Origin of the sequence: Chryseotalea sp. WA131a, assembly GCA_025370075.1 — a bacterium.
GTDB lineage: Bacteria > Bacteroidota > Bacteroidia > Cytophagales > Cyclobacteriaceae > ELB16-189.
Window position 1 is genome coordinate 4,055,667 of the sequence record CP073016.1, and the last position, 21,632, is coordinate 4,077,298.

Annotated in this window: 18 protein-coding genes; 9 read left to right on the top strand and 9 right to left on the bottom strand. The window is 41.8% G+C overall.

Going from position 1 to position 21,632, the window contains the following annotated elements; translation table 11 throughout:
* Nucleotides 1–102: 102 nt before the first annotated feature.
* From ruvA to KA713_18535, 4 genes are all read right to left on the bottom strand, one after another.
* Nucleotides 103–690, bottom strand: a complete 588-nt coding sequence (gene ruvA / locus KA713_18520) for a Holliday junction branch migration protein RuvA (protein ID UXE66420.1) — start codon at nucleotides 688–690, stop codon at nucleotides 103–105.
* A gap of 221 nt (nucleotides 691–911) precedes the next feature.
* Nucleotides 912–3,194, bottom strand: a complete 2,283-nt coding sequence (locus KA713_18525; GenBank protein ID UXE66421.1) for an NADP-dependent malic enzyme — start codon at nucleotides 3,192–3,194, stop codon at nucleotides 912–914.
* A gap of 197 nt (nucleotides 3,195–3,391) precedes the next feature.
* Nucleotides 3,392–4,906, bottom strand: coding sequence for a M28 family peptidase (locus tag KA713_18530; GenBank protein ID UXE66422.1), 1,515 nt, complete (start codon nucleotides 4,904–4,906; stop codon nucleotides 3,392–3,394).
* Between the two features lie 85 nt (nucleotides 4,907–4,991).
* The gene (locus KA713_18535; protein UXE66423.1) at nucleotides 4,992–6,284 is read right to left on the bottom strand and encodes a GWxTD domain-containing protein; all 1,293 of its coding nucleotides are present in this window, start codon (nucleotides 6,282–6,284) and stop codon (nucleotides 4,992–4,994) included.
* Between KA713_18535 and KA713_18540 the strand changes: the two genes are divergently transcribed.
* Both KA713_18540 and KA713_18545 read left to right on the top strand, forming a co-directional pair.
* A complete protein-coding gene (locus KA713_18540; GenBank protein UXE66424.1) occupies nucleotides 6,244–7,020 on the top strand; it encodes a class I SAM-dependent methyltransferase in 777 nt (258 codons plus the stop codon). The two genes, KA713_18535 and KA713_18540, sit on opposite strands and share 41 nt — an antisense overlap.
* A 195-nt stretch (nucleotides 7,021–7,215) precedes the next feature.
* Entirely contained in the window at nucleotides 7,216–7,647 is a 432-nt protein-coding gene (locus KA713_18545) for a hypothetical protein (protein UXE66425.1), read from the top strand.
* A 12-nt stretch (nucleotides 7,648–7,659) separates the two neighbouring features.
* On the opposite strand, the gene KA713_18550 is transcribed toward KA713_18545, so the two are convergent.
* Nucleotides 7,660–9,993, bottom strand: a complete 2,334-nt coding sequence (locus KA713_18550) for an RNA-binding transcriptional accessory protein (GenBank protein UXE66426.1) — start codon at nucleotides 9,991–9,993, stop codon at nucleotides 7,660–7,662.
* A 165-nt stretch (nucleotides 9,994–10,158) separates the two neighbouring features.
* Between KA713_18550 and KA713_18555 the strand changes: the two genes are divergently transcribed.
* The 7 genes from KA713_18555 (at nucleotide 10,159) to KA713_18585 (ending at nucleotide 16,430) form a co-directional block, all read left to right on the top strand.
* Nucleotides 10,159–10,452 (top strand): type II toxin-antitoxin system HigB family toxin, encoded by a 294-nt coding sequence (locus KA713_18555; protein ID UXE66427.1) that lies wholly within the window; start codon nucleotides 10,159–10,161, stop codon nucleotides 10,450–10,452.
* A 5-nt stretch (nucleotides 10,453–10,457) separates the two neighbouring features.
* Complete coding sequence (locus tag KA713_18560) at nucleotides 10,458–10,814, top strand: helix-turn-helix domain-containing protein (GenBank protein UXE66428.1); 357 nt, start codon at nucleotides 10,458–10,460, stop codon at nucleotides 10,812–10,814.
* Between the two features lie 126 nt (nucleotides 10,815–10,940).
* Nucleotides 10,941–11,975: a LysM peptidoglycan-binding domain-containing protein gene (locus tag KA713_18565; GenBank protein ID UXE66429.1), complete on the top strand. Its 1,035-nt coding sequence runs from the start codon at nucleotides 10,941–10,943 to the stop codon at nucleotides 11,973–11,975.
* Nucleotides 11,976–11,978: 3 nt separating this feature from the next.
* The gene (locus KA713_18570; protein ID UXE66430.1) at nucleotides 11,979–13,163 is read left to right on the top strand and encodes an OmpA family protein; all 1,185 of its coding nucleotides are present in this window, start codon (nucleotides 11,979–11,981) and stop codon (nucleotides 13,161–13,163) included.
* Nucleotides 13,160–13,945, top strand: a complete 786-nt coding sequence (locus KA713_18575; protein UXE66431.1) for a TIGR02757 family protein — start codon at nucleotides 13,160–13,162, stop codon at nucleotides 13,943–13,945. Before KA713_18570 ends, KA713_18575 begins: the two co-directional genes overlap by 4 nt.
* Nucleotides 13,946–14,110: 165 nt before the next feature.
* Nucleotides 14,111–15,820: a GMC family oxidoreductase gene (locus KA713_18580; GenBank protein ID UXE66432.1), complete on the top strand. Its 1,710-nt coding sequence runs from the start codon at nucleotides 14,111–14,113 to the stop codon at nucleotides 15,818–15,820.
* Between the two features lie 31 nt (nucleotides 15,821–15,851).
* Nucleotides 15,852–16,430, top strand: a complete 579-nt coding sequence (locus tag KA713_18585; protein ID UXE69190.1) for a gluconate 2-dehydrogenase subunit 3 family protein — start codon at nucleotides 15,852–15,854, stop codon at nucleotides 16,428–16,430.
* A gap of 30 nt (nucleotides 16,431–16,460) precedes the next feature.
* Here the strand turns inward: KA713_18585 and KA713_18590 are convergent, their stop codons facing one another.
* From KA713_18590 to KA713_18605, 4 genes are all read right to left on the bottom strand, one after another.
* Nucleotides 16,461–16,925 (bottom strand): hypothetical protein, encoded by a 465-nt coding sequence (locus tag KA713_18590; protein UXE66433.1) that lies wholly within the window; start codon nucleotides 16,923–16,925, stop codon nucleotides 16,461–16,463.
* Between the two features lie 321 nt (nucleotides 16,926–17,246).
* Entirely contained in the window at nucleotides 17,247–18,827 is a 1,581-nt protein-coding gene (locus KA713_18595) for an amidohydrolase family protein (GenBank protein ID UXE66434.1), read from the bottom strand.
* Entirely contained in the window at nucleotides 18,824–19,954 is a 1,131-nt protein-coding gene (locus KA713_18600) for an alpha/beta hydrolase (protein UXE66435.1), read from the bottom strand. The genes KA713_18595 and KA713_18600 overlap by 4 nt, the downstream gene beginning before the upstream one ends.
* Nucleotides 19,955–20,192: 238 nt before the next feature.
* A complete protein-coding gene (locus KA713_18605; protein UXE66436.1) occupies nucleotides 20,193–21,266 on the bottom strand; it encodes a serine hydrolase in 1,074 nt (357 codons plus the stop codon).
* Between the last annotated feature and the right edge of the window lie 366 nt (nucleotides 21,267–21,632).

Below are 21,632 nucleotides of genomic sequence, written 5' to 3' on the forward strand. Positions count from 1 at the left end.
CTTCTGTTGACTGTAAGATACAGACAATCCTGCACCCAGTAGCAGGCAAATAGTCAGCCCAAGGCCGATTGGTATCTTCCGTGTAATTACAATCAAAACTGTTTAGGCGTTTTTTAATGCTTGCTTTACAAGCTCCTCCAAACTAATGGTATTTCCAACCCTTTTTAGCACAGTATCCACACTCTTTTCCGCAGCAGGTTTGGCAATCCCTAAGGTAATCAAGGCAGATAACGCCTCGTGCCGCACCGTATTGCGTACCATACCTGTATTTGAGAGAGTTTCTTCCCCTTCTTTCTTCATTTTATCGCGCAGTTCCAATATCAATCGCTGGGCGGTTTTGCCACCAATTCCTTTTACCGATTGCAGGGCGGCTGCATCTTCGCGCACAATGGCTTGTCGCAATTCTTCGGGTGGTAAATAGGATAACACCACCAAAGCTGTGCTGGGGCCCACTCCGTTCACCGAAATAAGGTGACCAAACATGTGCTTCTCGGCTTCGGTGGCAAATCCGAACAGCACGTGGGCATCTTCGCGCACGTGAAAGTGGGTGGAGAGCCGTATGTCTTCTTTGTCTTTGATCTCCGCAAAGGTGTTGAGCGAAATTTGTACATGGTAGCCAATGCCATTTACCTCTACAATGGCGTAGGATGGAGCCTTGTGAACGAGTTTACCTTTTATGTAAGCAATCATGCTATTTGTAAACCAGAAAATTACTCAAATTAATTTGAAAACAACTCAATTTGAAAATGGATCAATTTGAAAATTTGAAAATGAGACTCAATGTAATTGTGAAACGCAGCGTTTAACAAGTGATCAATTTTTCACGGTCTTGTGCGAACGAAGTTTAACTTGAAAATGAGGGCCAATCCTATTGGTCAAGGTCGTCATTTTCAAATTGATTCATCTTCAAATTATCCAAGATGTTCATTCTTTTCGTGCAATTGTGCATCCACCACGGCAATGGCCGCCATGTTTACAATATCACGAATAGAACTGCCAAGCTGAAGTACGTGAACAGGTTTTTTCATTCCCAATAATATTGGCCCAATAGCTTCTGCCCCGCCAATCTCCATCAACAACTTATAGGCGATGTTGCCAGAAGCAAGGTTTGGAAAAATCAATGTGTTTGCACCTTCTTTTGCCAAGGCACTAAAGGGATAAATTTCTTTTTGCAATTCGGTATCGAATGCTACGTTGGCTTGTATGTCGCCATCCAAAATCAATTCTGGATATTTTTGTTTGGCCAAGCGCACAGCCTCCTGTACTTTTTCGGGGATTTCTCCTTTGCTTGATCCGAAGTTGGAATAAGATAACACCGCCACGCGCGGTTCAATATCAAAAAACTTTACGCCCCGGGCAGCCAACCCAATAATGCCGACTAATTCATCGGCAGAAGGATTTACGTTCACTGTGCAATCAGCAAAAAAGAATGTTCCTTTTTTATTCATGATGATGTACATGCCGGCCACTCGATTTACACCTTCGCTCATGCCAATGATTTGCAGCGAGGGCAAAATCGTTTTCGAATAATCTTTTGTCAATCCACTGATCAGTGCATCGGCTTTGCCGAACTCCACCATCATGGCGCCAAACACATTTCGGTCTCGCATTTGACGTTCTGCTTCTTTCATTGTAATGCCCTTGCGTTTGCGTTTTTCGAAGTAAGCCTCCGCATATTTTTTAGTCAGTTCTTTCTCTTCGCGCGGGTCAATGATTTCGCATCCGCTTAAGTCTAACTGATGCTGCTGAATCAATTGTTGTATTTCCGTACGACTGCCCAACAATACAGGGTGTGCAATTTCTTCGTCTTGAAGAATTTGAGCGGCTTTCAAGATTTTATGATGATCGGCCTCGGCAAACAAAATGCGCTTTGGTTTTTTCTTGGCCAGGTCAATGATGTGCGAAGTTAATTTTTGATTGATGCCAATTCGCTTGAGCAAATCAACATGATATTGCCCCCAATCGGATATCGGTTTTTTAGCAATTCCCGAATCCATAGCCGCTTTTGCAACAGCAGGAGATACCGTAGTAATCAATCGTGGGTCGAGCGGTTTGGGAATTAAGTATTCACGTCCAAATTGGATTTTATCGATGCCGTACGCTTGAAACACGATATCAGGTACGGGTTCTTTGGCCAAAGCAGCTAATGCATACACAGCAGCTAATTTCATTTCTTCGTTGATCTCGGTGGCACGCACATCGAGCGCACCGCGAAAAATATAGGGAAAGCCCAGCACATTATTTACTTGATTGGGATGATCGGATCGGCCCGTGCCCATGATCACATCAGGTCGAGATTTTTTGGCAAGGTCGTATGCGATTTCTGGATTGGGATTGGCCAAGGCAAATACAATCGGATCTTTGGCCATGGCACGAATATCTTCCTGTTTTAAAATATCTGCTACGGAAAGCCCTACAAAAACGTCAGCCCCTTTCACCGCTTCTTGTAGCGTGGTCACTTTCCGTTCGGTTGCAAATTCCAGTTTAGAAACATCTAACCCAGGTCGATTTTTATGAATCACCCCTTTGCTATCGCACATGATTAGGTTTTCTTTTTTCAACCCCAATGCGAGATACAACTTCGTACACGATACAGCCGCAGCCCCTGCTCCATTCACCACCAACACTATTTCACTCATTTTTTTCCCCACAATTTCTAATGCATTTAACAGCGCAGCACTTGAAATAATGGCCGTTCCATGCTGGTCATCGTGCATGATGGGGATGTTCATCTTCTCGCGCAATTCGGTTTCGATCTTGAAACACTCGGGTGCTTTGATGTCTTCGAGATTGATGCCGCCAAAAGTAGGCTCCAGCGATTTTACAATTTTGATGAAGGCATCAGGATCTTCTTCATCTATTTCAATATCAAAACTATCGATGCCGGCATATTTCTTAAACAACACTGCTTTGCCTTCCATCACGGGTTTAGCGGCTTCGGGGCCAATATTGCCTAATCCAAGTACTGCCGTTCCGTTTGAGATAACAGCTACTAAGTTTCCCTTACTGGTGTACTTGTAAACATCTTCTTTGTTGGCAGCAATTTCTTTACAAGGCTCGGCCACACCGGGTGAATAGGCGAGTGCTAAATCAAGTTGCGAACTAAGTTGCTTAGTGGGGGTGACTTCAATTTTTCCGGGCTGCCCTTGCGTGTGATAATCAAGGGCATCTTGCCTGCGTATTTTTATAGACATTATTTAATCAGTTAAGAGTGAAAGATAAGTAGAATTTGGAAAACTAGAATGGAAAATAGTGGCACCATAAAAATCTCTACTAAATTAGTAGGATAAATAAAATTTCGATCAATTATCAGTAAAAGAATAGTGAGTTTAGCCAATAAAAAAGTCGCCCGTGATTAATGCATGGGCGACTTTACAACGGTTGCTTCTTTCTACTTCTTGTCCACCAGTAGTCGGTTATCACGATTGGCAATTTCCCACGCAGTATAAAATGCGGTGCGCGCGCGTTTGGCCAATAAGTCAAACTCAATTTTGCTCACCTCATCGCTCACTTGGTGGTAGTCTTCGTGGATGCCATCAAAGAAAAATACAATGGGAATTCCCTTCTTGGCAAAATTCCAATGATCAGAACGCTTGTACAAATTGGTAGGATGGTTTTCATCATTGTACAAATAATCGAAATCTAACTTCTCGTATGTTTTGTTATTGCGCTCGTTGATCTCGTGCAACTCGCTGGATAATTTATCGGCACCAATCACATACACATAATCGGGTTTGCCTTTGTGCTCGGGGTCACGTCTGCCAATCATATCAATGTTAATATCCACAACCGTATTGGCCAACGGAAAAACGGGGTGCTCAGAATAATATTCAGAGCCGAACAATCCTTGCTCCTCGCCTGTCACCGTCATAAACAAAATGCTTCTGCGGGGGCCTTTGCCTTCTTTCTTGGCTTGGGTAAATGCCTTGGCAATTTGAAGTACACTCACCGTGCCCGAGCCATCATCGTCAGCACCGTTGTTGATTTGATCGCCCGTAGTGCCATCGTTTTTACCAATGTGGTCGTAGTGCGAAGTGATCACCACTACTTCGTCTTTTTTGTCGGTGCCTTCCATGAAACCCAATATGTTTTCTGATTTTACGATGGAAGAAGCCATGCTAACCTGATAGCTAAGTTTTGCTGGCTTGATTTTCTTCAACGCTTTTTTGGCCACATCGGCCTTGGCAGCATCTTGCAATTTTACAAGCGTGGTTGAAAAAACTTTTTCTGCAGCTTCGGGGCTCAAAAAGAAAATGCCTTTGTTAGGACTGTTTGGATTAGGTTTTTCCAATGACAGATTACCGCCTGATGAATAGCCTTGCATCTGCCCTGCAAACATTTTAAATTCATCTTGCTTTCCTTGCGGAATGACAAAAACCATTTTTGCCCCTTTATCGCGCACTGTTGCTACCAATTTCCGCAAGCCCGATAAAATGTTAAACGACAATGGCTCGCTTAAAATAGCAACTGCTTTATCTTTTACGTCAAGGTATGCCAAGTCTGCTTCAGAGCCATTTCCAGCAAAAATAATTTCAGCAGCAATCTCTCCTCCACTATCAGCGGAGCCCAAATACATGATTTCGCCAAAGTTGGAATAGTTGGTGGTACCCGTCTTCACATAAATATCACCGGGCTTGATCGAGTACAATTCGATGGGCATGTAGTACGAACCATTCACGGGTGCACTTAAACCCAATTCACTAAAATAATTACTGATAAATGCTGCGGCCATTTTCTGCCCACGTGTGCCGGTCTTGCGACCTTCCAGTGCATCGGAAGCAAGAATGGAAAGATTTTCTTTCAACTCAACCTCTTTAATGATGCTTGCATATTTGCTCACGGTAGCATTTTGGGCACTTGCCCAAATAGAGAGCAACAGAACAAAAGGGGTAATCAATTTTTTCATCAGGCGAATTTTTGGTTAATAATTGAAGGTGCGAAATAAAGGATTATTTGGTGCTGAAACGAAACGGAAAGTAAATTTGATTTACTTAAAAGCGGCTTTTGCGCCATAAATCAATGGTGCTGTACCACGCCTCCATAAAACGTTTATCCCGAAGCAATACATAATTGTCGGCATCATAAATGCTGCCTGCTTTCACAAAGGTGAAACGTGAATTGGTGCCACGGTAATACCACACTTCATTCCCTTGATTTTTAGAAACTTCATCAGGAACCCCAAAAACGGTATAGATCATGCCGCGATCGGTTTTCCATCCTTCTTTAAAAGAACTGAAATAACGGTTGGCCAACTCTACACGTTGAAAATAACTGCGCATAAAATTTCGAGCACGGTCTTTGTCTCGCGTAATGTCTAAAATGACTTTATCAAATTTTGGTTTATCGCCCTTGGCACCTACCAACTGCTTAAATTCATCAGGGGTGGTGATGAACAGCAACGGCCAAATCAAGTCATCAATCTTGGCGAGTTTTGGATAACTTTCATCCAATACTCTCAGAGCAAATCCATCGGCTGCCACTGTATCTTGCTGAAAAAGATACAAACCGATTCGCTTGGGAATAAACGACCCGCCAGGGGCAATCTTAAAAGTAGAATCATGAAATAAAAACTGATCGGTGGGTATTGCCTTTTCCGAGAAAGGTGGTAAAGGAGCGCTAAATTCTCGATTATAAAATGAAACGTAGATTATTTTTCCAGATTGATTGCTAAGGGTGTAGCGTTTTTTGAATGTAGCAAAATGATCTGAGATCCAACCGTTCTCATCTTCCAGCCAACCTGAAGTTGGGTAAATGGGATCCATGAATTGGTAATAGTACCACGCTTTTTGCGTTTCATTGTTCACCACTTTTGCCAACAACAGCCACGGCTTAGGCGATGGGGCAAAAATCAATTGCCCTTTTCGTTGATTGGCGTTGCTGACCGTCACCGAATCCTTTTCATTTACCGACAGCACATCGCGCGAAGAAAAGGATAAACGTTTCTCCCAGGTGATGGTATAGCGCTCCACACCGGGAGCCAAACTTTTCAATTGATAGTGAACCATCCATTGATTGGTTTCGCGTACCAAGTTCAATTGTAGCGACACTTCATTTTGTGGATTATACCAATGGCTAAAATTCAAGCCGGTAATGGCCTGACCACTTGTCTGAAAGGAAAAAAGGAGACAAGCATAGAATAGGCTTCTCTTCATAACTGTGCGAAAATCGATGCTGCTCAAGTAACTTGCGTTTACAACGATAAAATTAAGCAATTCGGCTATTTTTGCAGGATAATTTTTTTGAATGGCCTCTGTATTTACCACCGAAATCGCTTCTGACTCCATTGCTTCTGATAACCCCATCCATCAACGCTTGCTAAAAGCGTATGTATTGACCGCAGACTATGTGCATGGCGATCTGTTGGAGGTTGGCTGTGGCGAAGGCCGCGGCATCAACTGGTTGTTGCCAAAAGTAAATTCCTTTGCCGCCATTGATAAGATAGATACGATCATCGAAGTACTGAGAAATCAGTTCCCCAACGTAAAATTCACTTCTGATTTTATACCTCCGCTGCGTGCGTATGCCGACAACTCCTTTGATTGGGTAGTAAGTTTTCAGGTAATCGAGCACATCCAAGAAGACGGATTCTTTTTGAAAGAAATACATCGGGTATTAAAACCAGGTGGGCGCGCTTTGTTAACCACGCCCAACCGACCGATGTCACTGTCGCGAAACCCGTGGCATATCCGTGAATACACGGCTGAAGAGCTGACTCAATTGGCGAAAAAATACTTTTCACATGTGAGCATGAAAGGCATTACCGGAAACGAAAAAGTGATGCAGTACTACGAGCAAAACAAGCAATCGGTAAACCGCTTGATGCGGTGGGACGTTTTCAATTTACAATACAAATTACCTGCTTCCATTTTGCGCATTCCCTATGAATTACTCAACCGACTTAACCGCAATAAACTAAAAGGTGGTGCCAGCGAATTGGTGCAGAGCATTCAGCATCAAGATTACTTACTGGCAGAAGATGCTTCCACAGCACTGGACTTATTTTTGGAGGTGAGAAAGTAGTGTATCAGATAACTTAGGATAGCAAAGCTTTGTACTTTCTGAATCTTCTAAATTTCTTCCTATTCCTTTTTGAGGGGTGTATTCATCCAGTAATTAGAACCATCATTATGAAGGCCATATTTTTTAACCCTTGAGAATGTGGTACGGTCTTATCAATAAACAATGAATCCGCGACATTTTTTATGATGGATGAAAATGAGCGGTAGCTACTCTGGTGGCAGCTATCGGATTCGCAATCGGTACTCTTCAACTAGTGGTTCTCTTTCTGGCAAAATTGAAGCATTTCCAGAGAAAACATTTATGCCGCCTCAATCATTCATTGAAGAGAAGAGGCAAATTGCCCAAAATAAATTCCTCTCTTTGGCAACCCCGCTCGAAGCAAAAGTAAAAATTAAGAACATCTACAACGCAGAGGTAAACGGAAAGTCGAGAGAGTTTAGTGAAAAGGATTCTCCGTTTAGCTTTAGAAGCTACCTTTCTTATTACTTTTCAGAGAATTCAGCCCAAGTGTTTCACATTGAAACAAAATTTTGGACAAAGGAGGTTGTGGAAGTAAAGATTCCTCCCAGCGACAAACTTAATCGACCAGCCAACCAAATGTATTTTAAAAGGCCGCTAGAAAATTAAAATACGCCTTGCTTACTTCTTATATTTATTCATCAGCATCGCCAACTTCTCTTCCATTGAAAGTTCAGGAGCTTTTGGTTTGGCAGGTGGCACATCATGCCTCCTTTGAATGCTCTGAGTTGAAGGAACCGGTTTAGTTTTTGGCTGATGTTTGACTGGTTTGGTTTCAGCTACGACCTGGTCTGCAAACGGATTCGTTTTCATCGATAAACCAATGCGCTTGCGCTCAACGTCCACTTCCACTACTGTAACTTTTACTTTTTGTTGAACGGCCACGGCCTTGTTGGGGTCTTTCACAAACGTGTCAGACAAATGACTGATGTGTACCAACCCATCTTGGTGCACGCCAATATCTACAAACGCTCCAAAGTTGGTTACGTTGGTTACAATACCAGGCAAACTCATTCCGATTTTTAGATCGGCCACTGTGTTAACACCCTCGGTAAAACTAAAGACCTCAAACGACTCACGCGGGTCGCGACCGGGCTTTTCTAATTCTGTTAAAATATCTTGTAGCGTGGGCAAGCCAACTTTTTCGTTGATGTATTTTTCCAATTGCAATTGCTTGCGAAGCTCTGCTTTGGTCATCAACTCTTTCATGCTACAGCCTACATCAGTTGCCATCTGATTAACGATGGGATAACTCTCAGGGTGTACGGCACTGGCATCCAACGGATTTTCAGAAGAAGAAATGCGCAAAAAACCTGCGGCTTGTTCAAATACTTTTTCACCAAAGCGGTTGACTTGCATCAACTCTTCGCGGCTTTTAAACGGCCCGTTTTGATTGCGGAATTCTACAATATTTTTTGCCAATGCAGGGCTCAACCCGGCTACATATGAAAGTAATTCTTTGCTGGCCGTGTTAACTTCAACACCTACCGAGTTTACACAATTCATCACCACATCATCCAAGCCCTGCTTCAATTTAATTTGATCTACATCGTGTTGGTATTGGCCCACGCCAATCGATTTGGCATCGATCTTCACCAACTCAGCCAATGGATCCATCAATCGCCTGCCGATCGAAACCGCGCCTCGCACGGTAATGTCCTTGTCAGGAAATTCTTCACGGGCTGCTTCGGAGGCGGAGTAAACCGAAGCACCACTCTCGTTCACCATCACAATTAAAATGCGGTTGCTCAACCCAATGCCTTTTACAAAAGATTCGGTTTCGCGGCTGGCCGTGCCGTTGCCAATGGCGATCGCTTCAATTTTATATTCGTCACACAATTTTTTGATTAATGCCTCTGCTTTTGTTTTTTCGCCCTGGCCATTGTGTGGATAGACTACATCGTGATGGATCAATTTGCTTTGCTTATCGAGGCATACCACTTTGCACCCCGTGCGAAAGCCCGGGTCAAGTGCCAAAACATTTTTCTGACCGAGTGGTGCTGCCAATAAAAGTTCTTTCAGGTTTGAGGCAAACACTTTAATGGCTTCTTCGTCAGCTTTCATTTTTGATTCCACCCGAATCTCTGTTTCCAACGAAGGGCTGAGTAATCGTTTGTATCCATCGGCAATGGCGAGCTTCACTTGTTCGCTGGCAGCATTTTCGGATTTTATATGAATGCGTTCGATGGCTTGAATGGCCAACTCTTCGGGTGGTGCAATGGTGAGCGAAAGAATCCCTTCCTTCTCGCCTCTGCGCATGGCCAACAAGCGGTGCGAAGGCGTTTTTGAAATGGGTTCACTCCATTCAAAATAATCTTTGTATTTCTGCCCTTCGGCTTCTTTGCTTTTAAGCAGATGCGAAGATACCGTGCCTTCGCTCCAAAAAAGCTCACGCACCTTTTTGCGTGTGTCAATGTGCTCGCTCACTTGCTCGGCAATAATATCGCGCGCACCGGCCAGCGCATCGGCAACGGATCCTACACCTTTTGCTTCGCCCACAAACGCCAGGGCAAAATCATCGACATCAAATTTTTCTTGCGAAAAAATTTTTTCTGCCAAGGGCTCCAAGCCTTTTTCTTTGGCAGCACTGGCGCGTGTTTTTCTTTTGGGGCGATACGGTAAATAAATATCTTCCAGTTCGGCTAGCGTTTCAGCAGTCACTACCAAACCCAGTAATTCGGGTGTTAGTTTACCTTGCTTTTCGATGGAGGCAATCACTGCCTCCTTGCGTTTATCCAGTTCTTCTAGTTGTTCCAATCGATCGCGCACGTTAGCAATCATCACTTCATCCATGCTGCCAGTTTTTTCTTTGCGATAGCGCGCAATAAACGGTATGGTGCCGCCTTCGGCCAACAATTCGGCAACAGCTTTTACGTTTTGAATAGGCAACCCGAATTGCTGTGCACTTTGCTTTACCCAACGCTCGATGTTTTCTTTCTCAATCACTTTTTCCATAAAATAAAAGGCAGCAAAAATAGGATTATTAATTGCAAGCAAAACCAAAGTGGCTGAGATTTTTTTGGATTGTTTATAGCCTTTAAAACTCGCGATTAGAATATTGTCAATACAATGCTTTCCCGTTATGGGAACTTTTCGATACCTTTGATTAAAATTTAGAAAGTGAGAGTTCTTTCAAAGCCAGTACTTCGAGATTTTTGGAAAAAGCACCCCGATTGTGAGGAACAGCTTAAGTCGTGGTATCGAGAGGCGGAGAAAAGTGAATGGAAGAATACCCATGATTTAAAGTTGGAGTACCCCTCGGCAAGTATTTTAGGTGATAATAGGGTGGTATTTAATATTAAGGGCAATAGTTACAGACTAATTGTGAAAATTAACTTTCAATACCAAATGACTTGGATACGATTTGTGGGAACACACAAGGAATATGACAAGATAGATGCAACTAAAATTTGATGACGATGAAACTAAAACCGGTAAAGACGAAAAAAGATTACCAAGCAGCACTGGCACGATTGGAATTTATTTTCGATGCCAAAAAAGGAAGCGCGGAAGGGGACGAGCTCGAAATCTTGGGCATTCTGATTGACCAATATGAAAATGAACATTTTCCAATTGATTTGCCCGATCCGATTGAAGCCATTAAGTTTAGAATGGAGCAGCTTGGATATACGCAAAGCGACTTAGCAAAAGTGGTTGGTTTGAAAAGCAGGGCAAGCGAAATTTTAAGTAAGAAAAGAAAATTATCGCTTGATATGATTAGACAAATCCATGATAAATTGAATATCTCAACAGATGTTTTAATACAGGTTTATTAAAAGGCCATTTAATTTATTATTTTCTGTTTTCTCCCTAGATCACCAATTTTCTGTAATTCTCTGCGTTCACAAACAACAATTGGATTACCCTCGAATATTTGTTAACTTTTCGGTCTAATTTGCAATATGATTAAACTACTTTTTGCAACCTTTTTGTTTACAGCCGATGCCGATTCGTTGCGTTTAGAAACCATTAACGGCAAACAGTTTATTATTCACCAAATTGAAGCAAAAGAGACACTTTATTCAATTTCGAGAAGATATGGTGTGCAGGTAACAGCCATTATTGAGAGCAACGATCAATCGGGAGGTTCGTTGGCAGTAGGTCAATTATTGAAAGTGCCCTACGTACCAAAATCTAAAAACACTAAGCCTACTGAGCCAACTACTGTTTCGGCCATGAAATCGGCTCACGCCTTGCATATTGTGGCGGCAAAAGAAACCTTGTATTCCATTGCGCAGCAATATTCTCTTTCGGTCGACCAATTAAAACAATGGAACAACTTGACTGCCGATGAACTAAAGCTTGGTCAGTCATTGATCGTGATCCAACCAAAATATCAATCGACTGCCGCACCGATTACAAAAACACCTTCGGAAGTACCTGCGATGAAAGGCGCAGGCGCCATGCACACCGTGGCGGCCAAAGAAACGCTTTATTCTATTTCGCGTCAATACAACATTTCGGTAACGCAATTGAAGCAATGGAATAATTTAACAAGCGATGAACTGAAACTCGATCAACAACTGATTGTAGTGCAGCCGAAGCATTCAACCACCGCTATTGCGGTCACCTCTACACCAACCAATACTGCACCTACCACCAACGTATCACCAACAAACTCATCATCAACTACAACTACCATTCGCATTTCAGAAAAAGTAATGGGTGCTGATGAAGTAAAGGAAGAAGGCAATGGCGATTTAATGAGTGGTACTGAAAGCAGTCGTAAGTATTTGGCTTTCCACCGCACGGCCAAGATTGGGTCGGTATTGAAAGTAAGAAACCAACAAAACAACAGGGAAGTATTTGTGCGGGTAGTGGGGCCTATGCCAGCAGATGCAACAGCCGATTTAGCAATACGTATTTCAAAAGCAGCCTTTAACCGGTTGGAAGCAGCCGAAGGAAAATTTAAAGCGGAGATTACATACTATCAATAGTAATTGACAGTTGACAACAAGCAATTGACAACTCAAAATCTTCCACCTATTCACGTTAAAAATCTCGTCACATTACGCTTTATCAATTTCCTACTGTCAAGTGCGCTTTTTTCTTTTTTAGCGTTTCCGTGTATTTCACAAAACCTAGTCCCCAACCCAAGCTTCGAAGAATTTTTTAAGTGCCCGGGCTCTTATAATTATTCGACTGATGGAAGACTTGCACCCGGTTGGTTTTCGCCCACTGCAGGCACCCCCGATTTATACAACGAATGCAGCAAAGGCGATGCAGATGTGCCTACCAATTGGGCGGGCTTCTCAAAAGCCTACACGGGCAAAGGCTACGCTGGCATCTATTGTTTTGTAAAGGGAAAGGAATACCGCGAGTATTTGCAGACGAAGTTAACGAAACCGTTGCAAGCGGAAGTAGAATATTATATTGAATATTTTTTCCGACTGTCGTCCAATTCTAAATACAGCATCGACCGGATTGGTTTGTTGTTGAGCGATTCGGCTGATTGGCGCACCAACGATGAACCGTGGGGCAAGTCAACATATGAATATAAAATGGCGTCTGCGTACAGTCGAACGACAGGCATCTGGAACAAGTGCCGCTTTTTTTACAAAGCAAAAGGTGGTGAGCAATACTTGACCATTGGTAACTTTTCTGGAGATATTGAAACGCACACTTTTCACATAAAATTTTCAAAAGCAAAAGAGCCGATGCTCGATCGCGGTGCTTATTATTATATTGATGATGTTCGTGTGATTGCCTTTGAAGAACCGAAGAAGGTTAAAGAGAAACCGTTGATGGTGGAGGGGTATCCCGAAATCAAAGTGAATGAAACGTATATTTTAAAAAATATCTATTTCGAGTTTGATAAGTATAACTTGATCAACGATTCGTTTGCCGAATTAGATAAATGGATTTCTGTGATCCTTCAAAAGCAAAATTGGAAGATTGAACTAACGGGCCACACCGATGAGCGAGGGAGTGAGGCATACAATGTGGAACTATCCATTCATCGAGTGGAAGCGGTGGCTGATTACTTGATTTCTAAAGGGATTGAACCTTCGCGTTTTAAATTGATTGGCGAAGGCAAGCGCAAGCCTTTGTCAGCCGGAAAAGATGAAACTGCTCACGCATTGAATAGAAGGGTGGAGATTCGTTTTTTTGAAAAGCAAAGATGACTGCCAAAAAGCGTTTGTACATTCTTAGCTTAAAAGATTTTTTGGATGAAAAAGTAGATCAATTCAATCGGCCAGGTTTTATTGAATTAGATCCTATTTCAATTCCCTATCAATACCAAAAAAAACAAGACATTGAAATTGCAGCACTGATGGCCGCAGTGCTGGCGTGGGGGCAGCGCGCAACAATAATCAACAAAGCCAATGAGTTTTTACATTGGATGGATGGTGCGCCCTATGATTTTTTGCTGCATCATCGCCCAAGCGATCTGAAGTCGTTTGCTGCCTTTAAGCACCGCACCTTTAATGGTACGGATGCGTTGTATTTTATCGAATCCCTCAAAAGTATTTATCAAAGGCATTCTTCGCTTGAAGATGCTTTTTTGATTCAGCCATCAGACGAAACAACAGAAACGGCCCTGCTTCATTTTCACCAGCTTTTTTTCAGCTTGGAATTTGCTCCTGCGCGCACACGCAAGCATCTCTCCACACCCGCGCGCAAATCGGCATGCAAACGACTAAACATGTTTTTGCGATGGATGGTGCGGCACGATGGCAAGGGTGTTGACTTTGGCATCTGGAAAAAAATTCAACCGCACCAGCTCGTTTGCCCGTTGGATGTGCACGTAGAGCGGGTGGCCAAGAAACTCAAACTTTTATGCAAGCAACCGCCCAATTGGCAAACTGCGGTAGAATTAACCAATTTGTTAAAATGTTTAGACCCCGCTGATCCTGTAAAATATGATTTTGCGTTGTTTGGGTTGGGGGTAGAAGAGAAGTTCTAAAGGCATGCGGTTCATTTATTGTTCAATGGTTTTCGATTTAAGTTATGATTGGTGAATCAATAAGGATGATGTTGCCATCTCCCCTTAATTTTTTTGACCAGCGGTATATTACAGAAATGAAAAATTTATTTACCTTTTACGACTTTTTAAAACTTACCAACTTCTATGAATCTGAATACTGAAGCGGAGAAAAAAAATACCTACGATGCTATTGTGGTAGGTACGGGAATTAGTGGAGGCATTGCAGCCAAAGAACTAACCGAAAAGGGTTTGAAAACACTGGTGCTAGAGCGAGGGCGCGATGTAAAGCACCCCGATTACCCCACCGCAACAAAAGATCTGTGGCAGTTGGAAAATGCGAACAAGCCCACCCAAGAAGATCTGCGGAAGCAAGGTGTGCAAAATCGTACGGGATACACCACCAACCAAGATACCAAGCACTGGTTTGTCAATGATTTAGAACATCCTTATACCGAGAAAGAAGGAACCCGCTTTGATTGGATGCGCGGCTACCATGTAGGTGGTCGGTCTATCATGTGGGGCAGACAGAGCTATCGCTTGAGCCCCATGGATTTTGAAGCCAACGCCAAAGATGGTATAGCGGTAGATTGGCCGGTGCGCTATGACGAAATTGCACCATGGTACGATTATGTAGAACAATATGTTGGGGTGAGTGGCCAAAATGAAGGGCTTGCGCAGTTGCCCGATGGAAAGTTTCTTCCGCCTATGGAATTGAATTGCGTAGAGTTGGAATTGAAGAAAACATTGAAAGAAAAATTTGATAGGGCCTTTACTATTGGTAGAACGGCCCATGCCACCGCTCCACTAGCACACATGCCTTGGCGCGGCACTTGCCAATTTAGAAATTTATGTGCGCGCGGTTGCCCGTATGGCGGATATTATAGCAGCAACTCAGGTGGATTGATATCGGCAGAAAAAACGGGCAATATGACATTGCGGGCCAATTCGGTGGTGACAGAAATTATTTATGATGAGCAAAAAGGCAAAGCCACGGGCGTGAAAGTGCTGGATGGCGTAACGGGCGAGCAAATGGAATTTTATGCAAATGTCATTTTCTTGTGTGCTTCTACCATGGGCTCCGCGTTTATCATGCTCAATTCTATTTCCAATCGTTTCCCCAATGGTTTTGGAAATGATAGTGGGGAGTTGGGTCACAATATCATGGATCATCAACTAGGTGTAGGTGCGGGTGGCATGGTAGAAGGTTTTGAAGATCAATATTACTTTGGCCGAAGGGCAAACGGTTTTTACATTCCACGTTACCGCAATGTTGGAAAAGATAAGCGCGATTACTTGCGTGGATTTGGATACCAAGGTGGTGGCAGCCGGCAAGGTTGGGGCAGCTTGGTAGCGGAAATGGCTATTGGCGAAGACCTAAAGAAAATGGCTTCTACGCCTGGCAGGTGGACAATCGGCATGATGGGCTTTGGCGAAATTTTACCGGACCATGCCAATCGGGTATCCATTAACAAAGACAAAAAAGATATTCATGGTTTGCCTACTCTTCTTTTTGAAACAAATCTTAAGGAAAATGAACTGAAGATGCGGGTGGATATGAAAAATGATGCCGTGGAAATGTTAGAAGCGGCCGATGTTAAAAATATTCATTCGTATGATAATGTAACAGGGATCGGCCTTGGTATCCACGAAATGGGCACTGCGCGCATGGGCAAAGACCCCAAAACATCGGTGCTCAACAAATGGAACCAAGTGCATGCTTGTAAAAATGTATTTGTTACCGATGGTTCGTTTATGACCTCTGCGGGATGTCAGAATCCATCACTCACGTACATGGCCTTTACAGCACGTGCAGCCGATTTTGCCGTGAGCGAAATGAAAAAAGGAAATTTGTAAAACGATTAAACATAAAAAGATGAACCAATTAATCGATCGAAGAGAAGCATTGCGCAAAACTGCGCTATTGATGGGTGCAGCGGTTTCAGCTTCTGCTATGGCAGGATTGCTCAACGGCTGCAAGGCCAAACCAGATCTCAATTACAAGCCCGTGTTCTTTAATGAAGATCAAGCTCGATTGGTATCGGAGCTATCAGATATTATTATGCCCAAGACCGATACACTAGGGGCCAAGGAAGTGGGAGTGCCCAACTTCATTGACAAAATGCTAAACGAATGTTACAAGAAAGAAGACCAAGATCGCTTCCTTGCGGGATTGGCTAGTTTTGATGAGGAAGCCAAGAAAGCACATGGCGATAGCTTTATTTACCTAAAACCGGAAGAGCAATTGACGTTTGTAAAAAAATACAACGAAGATTCAGTGAAAGCCAGTAAAGAGAAGCCGGGACCTAAACCATTTTTCTTAATGGCCAAAGAACTAACCTTGATGGGGTATTTTACTTCTGAGGAGGGAGCTACGAAAGTACTTCAATACGAAGCAGTTCCTGGCGCATACAAAGGCTGCATTCCTTTGAAAGAAGCAGGGCAGGGCAGAACGTGGGCTACGTAGTTTAGGATGTCTACAAACGAAAAAAAATAATCAAAAAAAATAAACGGGTATATAGAAACACCCAGCAGTTTTATATCCAATAAAAAGCGTTTTGTTGTGCAATAGACTAGCAATGGAGAAACAATCTTTAATTGCTCGGGCTTGTACCTTTCGCACCAGTTTTTGGCCAAATGAAGAGATACAAAAAGAGAAAAAACAAATAGCTAAGGTTTTGGCGGTGGTGTTATGGTTGGCAATTACATTTTGCCCCTTGGGTAGACCTGTTTCGGTATCTATGAGAGTGTTTTTTCCGTCTTGGCCTGTTTTAGTTGTGGGGTCATAAGGGAGTGCCAATACCAAGGGTTTTTCTTCAAATAAACTATCAATAGCTTGAGCCAGGGTTAGACTAGAAAAAGACCTAACCAATGCTTGAGTATAAGTAAATGTTGTTCTTTTGAGCAAGTGTCTTGCGTATTTTTCACCTAGAACTGCATTATTGGGTGCTAGTGATGCCATATCTAGAAAGATGTTATTGATACAAATGTAAGGTAAGGTCGTTTATTATGAATATGCCCTTAGAACTTCCTTCCATTTCCGTAAACCCAGATTACGGATTAGAAAAAGATGAGGCAAAACAATTGAAAGACAGTTGTTTAGGGCACTTATTTTCTAATGAGTAGCAATAGAAAATTTAGTGCTTTGTAGTTTTTTTGGCAAGTAATTTCTCTCTTTGGGAATAGGTATCGTTTGGTTAAGAATTTCATTCTTTTTGTCACGAAGTAGACGCACCAACAGACTTGTTTTGAATTGCACTCTATACCAAAAAATGAATTAGCATTATTTTATTTCACTTTTGTTATGAAGCCAGATACCTGGCGTATTGTTCGTGAGCTTGGAGTTCTTTATCACAAAAATACCGTTGACGAGCATCTGCTCGATACCTTCAGAATATTTTTTGGAATCTGTGTAAGTGGCTTTATCCTGAATCTTATCTATATCAAAGACAATGATATCTGCATAAGCGCCTTCCTGAATCCGTCCTCGATTGTATTGCTTGATTTGGTTAGCTGGCATTGAAGTCATTTTCTTGATCGCTTCTTCCAGCTTAATTACTTTCATTTCGCGAACATAGCGCGCAATCACCCTTGGAAAAGATCCATAGGAGCGGGGGTGAGGGAAAATACTTTTCTCTGGATTCACCAAGTCACCGTCTGTTTCAATCATAGAATAGGGATATTTCAAAATGTTAATTACATCTTGCTCATCCATCTCATGATAAATCGCCAGAAAACCGCCCTTGAGTTCTAGATCAATGATGGCTTGTATTCCACCAGCTAGATTATTTTCATAGCCTTTGGCTTTCACATAGTCTTCCAATGTTTTTCCATTAAACAAGGTGTCGGATGGAATGCTATTGAATTGAATGCGCCATAGGTCTTCACCAGTTTCATCGTTCATGATGATATCTTTCATATCAGCTTCGATTCGTTTACGAAGTTTCTCATCCTTCAGCCGCTTGGCCAATTCAACGGTTCCGCCATCTAACGCCCACGCTGGAAATAGAATGTAGGAATAGGTATTAGCCGCTGTGTAAGGATAGAGATCTACCGAAATATCAATACCGGCATTTCTGGCCGAGTCAACAATTTCCAATCCCTTACTCGCTAATCCAAACTGCGCGACTCCCGCTGCTTTGAAGTGATTAATTTGCGCTGGCATATTAGCTTCTTTTACTATTCGGATGGTTTCGCGAATAGAAGAAAGTAATCCGCTTCCTTCATTTCGCATATGCGTAACATAAATACCATTATACTTAGCCGCCACTTTCGATAACTCAATGATTTCCTCTGTGGAAGAATATATACCGGGCACATAGATTTGACCTACCGAAAATCCTAAGGCACCTTGCTTCATTGATTGCTCCACATAATACTTCATGCTATCAAGTTCCTCATTGGTGGCAGGGCGATTTTCCAAACCGATCACTTTTTTTCTTGTCCAGTTCAGACCAGAAAAGAAGGCAACGTTGGGAGCTACTTTCAATGAAGCTGCATAGGTATCAATGGGATATGGCTGATCTCCACTATGTAAACTGGCGCAAATCGTTGTGATACCCTGTCGGAGAAAATTTTCTGGTTGTGGATATTGATGAATGGTGGTTTGAATGTGAGCATGACTATCAATAAAACCCGGAGAAATGATCTTGCCTCGAATGTCAATTACTGTATCAGCTTGAGCCGGATTAATTTTTTCTTTTGATACTTTTACAATCTTGTCGCCTTTGATGGCGATGTCGCCTACAAATCCATCGTTTCCTAATCCATCTATAATTGTACCGTTTGTATAAACTAAATCATACTCTTTCGGTGTTGGTTTACAGGCCGATAGAAATAGTACAAGGATAATAAAGGGCTTCATTTCGTACTTTCGAGTTGTTTCATTTTTTCTAAAATAAAGGAAGCATTTGGATAATACTTCAATCCAATTTTGGCTACTACCAGCGCTTTTTCTCTGTCAGGAAATCGATTGGGTGCGGTTAGATAATGTAGTACAATTTCAATAACGTCTTGCGGAGGCGGCATTTTTAACCCAATTTTTTTTTCAAGGTTAGCGTAATGCGATTCGATTAACTCGGGATTTGCCGTAAAACTATAGTGACTCACATCGTAGCCTTCAAAAATGTATCGTAGCCCGTTATACCAACTCAGTAAAGGAATAGATGAGTGGTCGGTATCCTTTATAACTTCCAATTTCGTTTGCACATTAAGAGGCGCATAATCTTTGAGAGCCTTATCAAACCGATGAATGCTTTGAATATGAAACCTATTCCCCGCCCCAGCCTGTGTTGAGTCGATTACAGAAATATAGACCCGTTGGATAGTTTTTGATTTGAAATTTTTCAGATCAACCGATGCTTCACGGATGCACTTTCCATTATCCCACCACAGGCTACCATCAATTGAAAAGTAACCATTGAAAATACCTGGATGTTTGAGCAACGTATACGCAGTAGTAAGACCTCCCAATGAATGCCCTACATATACGCGATAAGGAATAGTTCGATAGTCACTTTCAATTTTTGTAAACAACTCTTCGGTCAAGAACTTGAAAAACGTCTCACCGCCACCACCACCTGCCATCATTAATTTCTGAGACTCTGTTTTCGCTTCTTGTCCATCAGGCATTTTAGTAGTGGGATTAGGTGTTAAGTCTTTTAAGCGATTTTCAGTATCGACTCCCACCACAATCATTTCCGGTATTTGAAAGTTTACGCTTTCCTTTTCACTCATAAAACTGACCACACCGAGTATAGGAGAAAAAGCTGATTTGCCATCCAGTACGTACATCACAGGATACGATTGTTTGTCGTACTTTTTATTGCTATACGAAGCTGGCAACTTCACCCAATAGGTGCGCTTTTCATTCAGGATTTTGGATTCTAGAATAAACTTCTTTCCACAGTCGATAGCTTCATCTGCATTGTCTTGCGCGATGGCGATGGCGCGGGCGGAGATAATCAACAAACCGATGATCAATTTTTTCATTTACTTATTCTTTATATCGCGGATTATCTGCAGTTCTTTTAATTCCCAACCGCTAACGGTGGCCGGCATTGTTATTAACGTTTTTCGGCTTGGCGAAGGTGGCGGATTGTTGGCGCAAAAGTTAAATAAAAAGTTCAATAGAATTACTGCTGTTGAACCTTGCACAGATGTTTCATAGAAACATTTCAGCCACCATATTGCCAAACCAATGTTATCGGTTCGTTATTTTTAGACTTGTTTAATTTATGAGAGCGTTTATTTTGCTCCAAAGCTCGTTGTCAAAACCTGAAACAGCAAAATTTGGATTTGCAGGGTCAGACGCATCTCCCATTCTTATAACCACCATTTTTTTACTTGGTATTACATAAATTCTTTGGTCATTTGCTCCCATAGCTGAATACATATCAGCAGGCGCATTTGGAACCAAGTAACCCTTATAAACGGTTTGCTCACCGGGAATCATAAAACTAGTTTTTCCATTTAACCACCAAAAATAGCCATAAGAAGTATTGATATTTTGAGATGTTGATATACTCTCATTAAAAAAGGTTTCATTTATAACTTGTTCGTTATTCCATTTTCCTTTATTCAATGCCAATAGACCAAACCTTGCCATACTTCTGGTTGTGCTGTGATAAATGGTAAAGATTGTTCCGAAATTCCAAAATCCATCCATTCCAATTTTACTTTTTAATTTTTCGTTAAAATAAGTTTCAAAAGTTTTATTGCTTGCAGTGGCAATAACATTAGTCAATTTTTGAAAAATATTACTGTACGCCCACCGAGTTCCTGCGTCTGCAACATAAGTTAAGTTGGGTTTAATAACATATTGTTTTGTATCATCATTGCCTGCTGTCATTGTTAGTAAATGTCTTACAGAAATCAAGTCTTCCTTTGCCAAAGGCATACTTGTCCAATCTGTTCCGATATAATCAGATGCTTTGTTATTAATATTCAGTAACCCTTCTTGTTGTGCAATTCCCGTTGTTGTGGCTACTAAAGTTTTACCTGCACTATTCCATTCCCAAGTAGTGTTTGCAGAATGACCATTATAATATTCTTCCATTACAATTCTTCCGCTCACAAGTATCATAAAAGATTTTGTATTTTTCTGTGTAAGAAAATCCTTCAATGGTTGAACTGCGTTTTGATTCCACCCCAAACTTGAAAGCGTTTTAGTTTCCCAAGTAGAATTTGTATTGGAAGGGAAAAACATGGATTCAGAGGGTGTTGGTTGAGCAACATCATCATCTTTACTGCAACTCGAAATTATTAATAGTAAAAGCAATAAAAGAAATGTAAAGGGCTTCATGATTATTTTGATATTAAGTTTAACACCTCAATAGATAATTTATTTCCCAAAAGGTTTAAAGTGTTTTAGCATTTTTGGCGTGTTATTTAGAATGACTTTCGAGCGGGATTTTTGAAACCGCGTCAAGTACCTGACACCCAACGGAATAAAGATACGAAAACGTTGGATTGCGCGTCAACCCCGCTTCAAATTCAAGAGTCCACTTTAAAAGTAATAATGCGTACCAAAAAGGACTCGGTTTTGATTTAATGTTTTCTTGCTCCTTTAGAATTGTCAGTAAGTGGATTACTAAAGACTCGTAAGTAAATTTTCTTATTTTGTTTCTAATTGGTTTAAAGTCCACCGTTTATAAATTGGTCTAGGCGT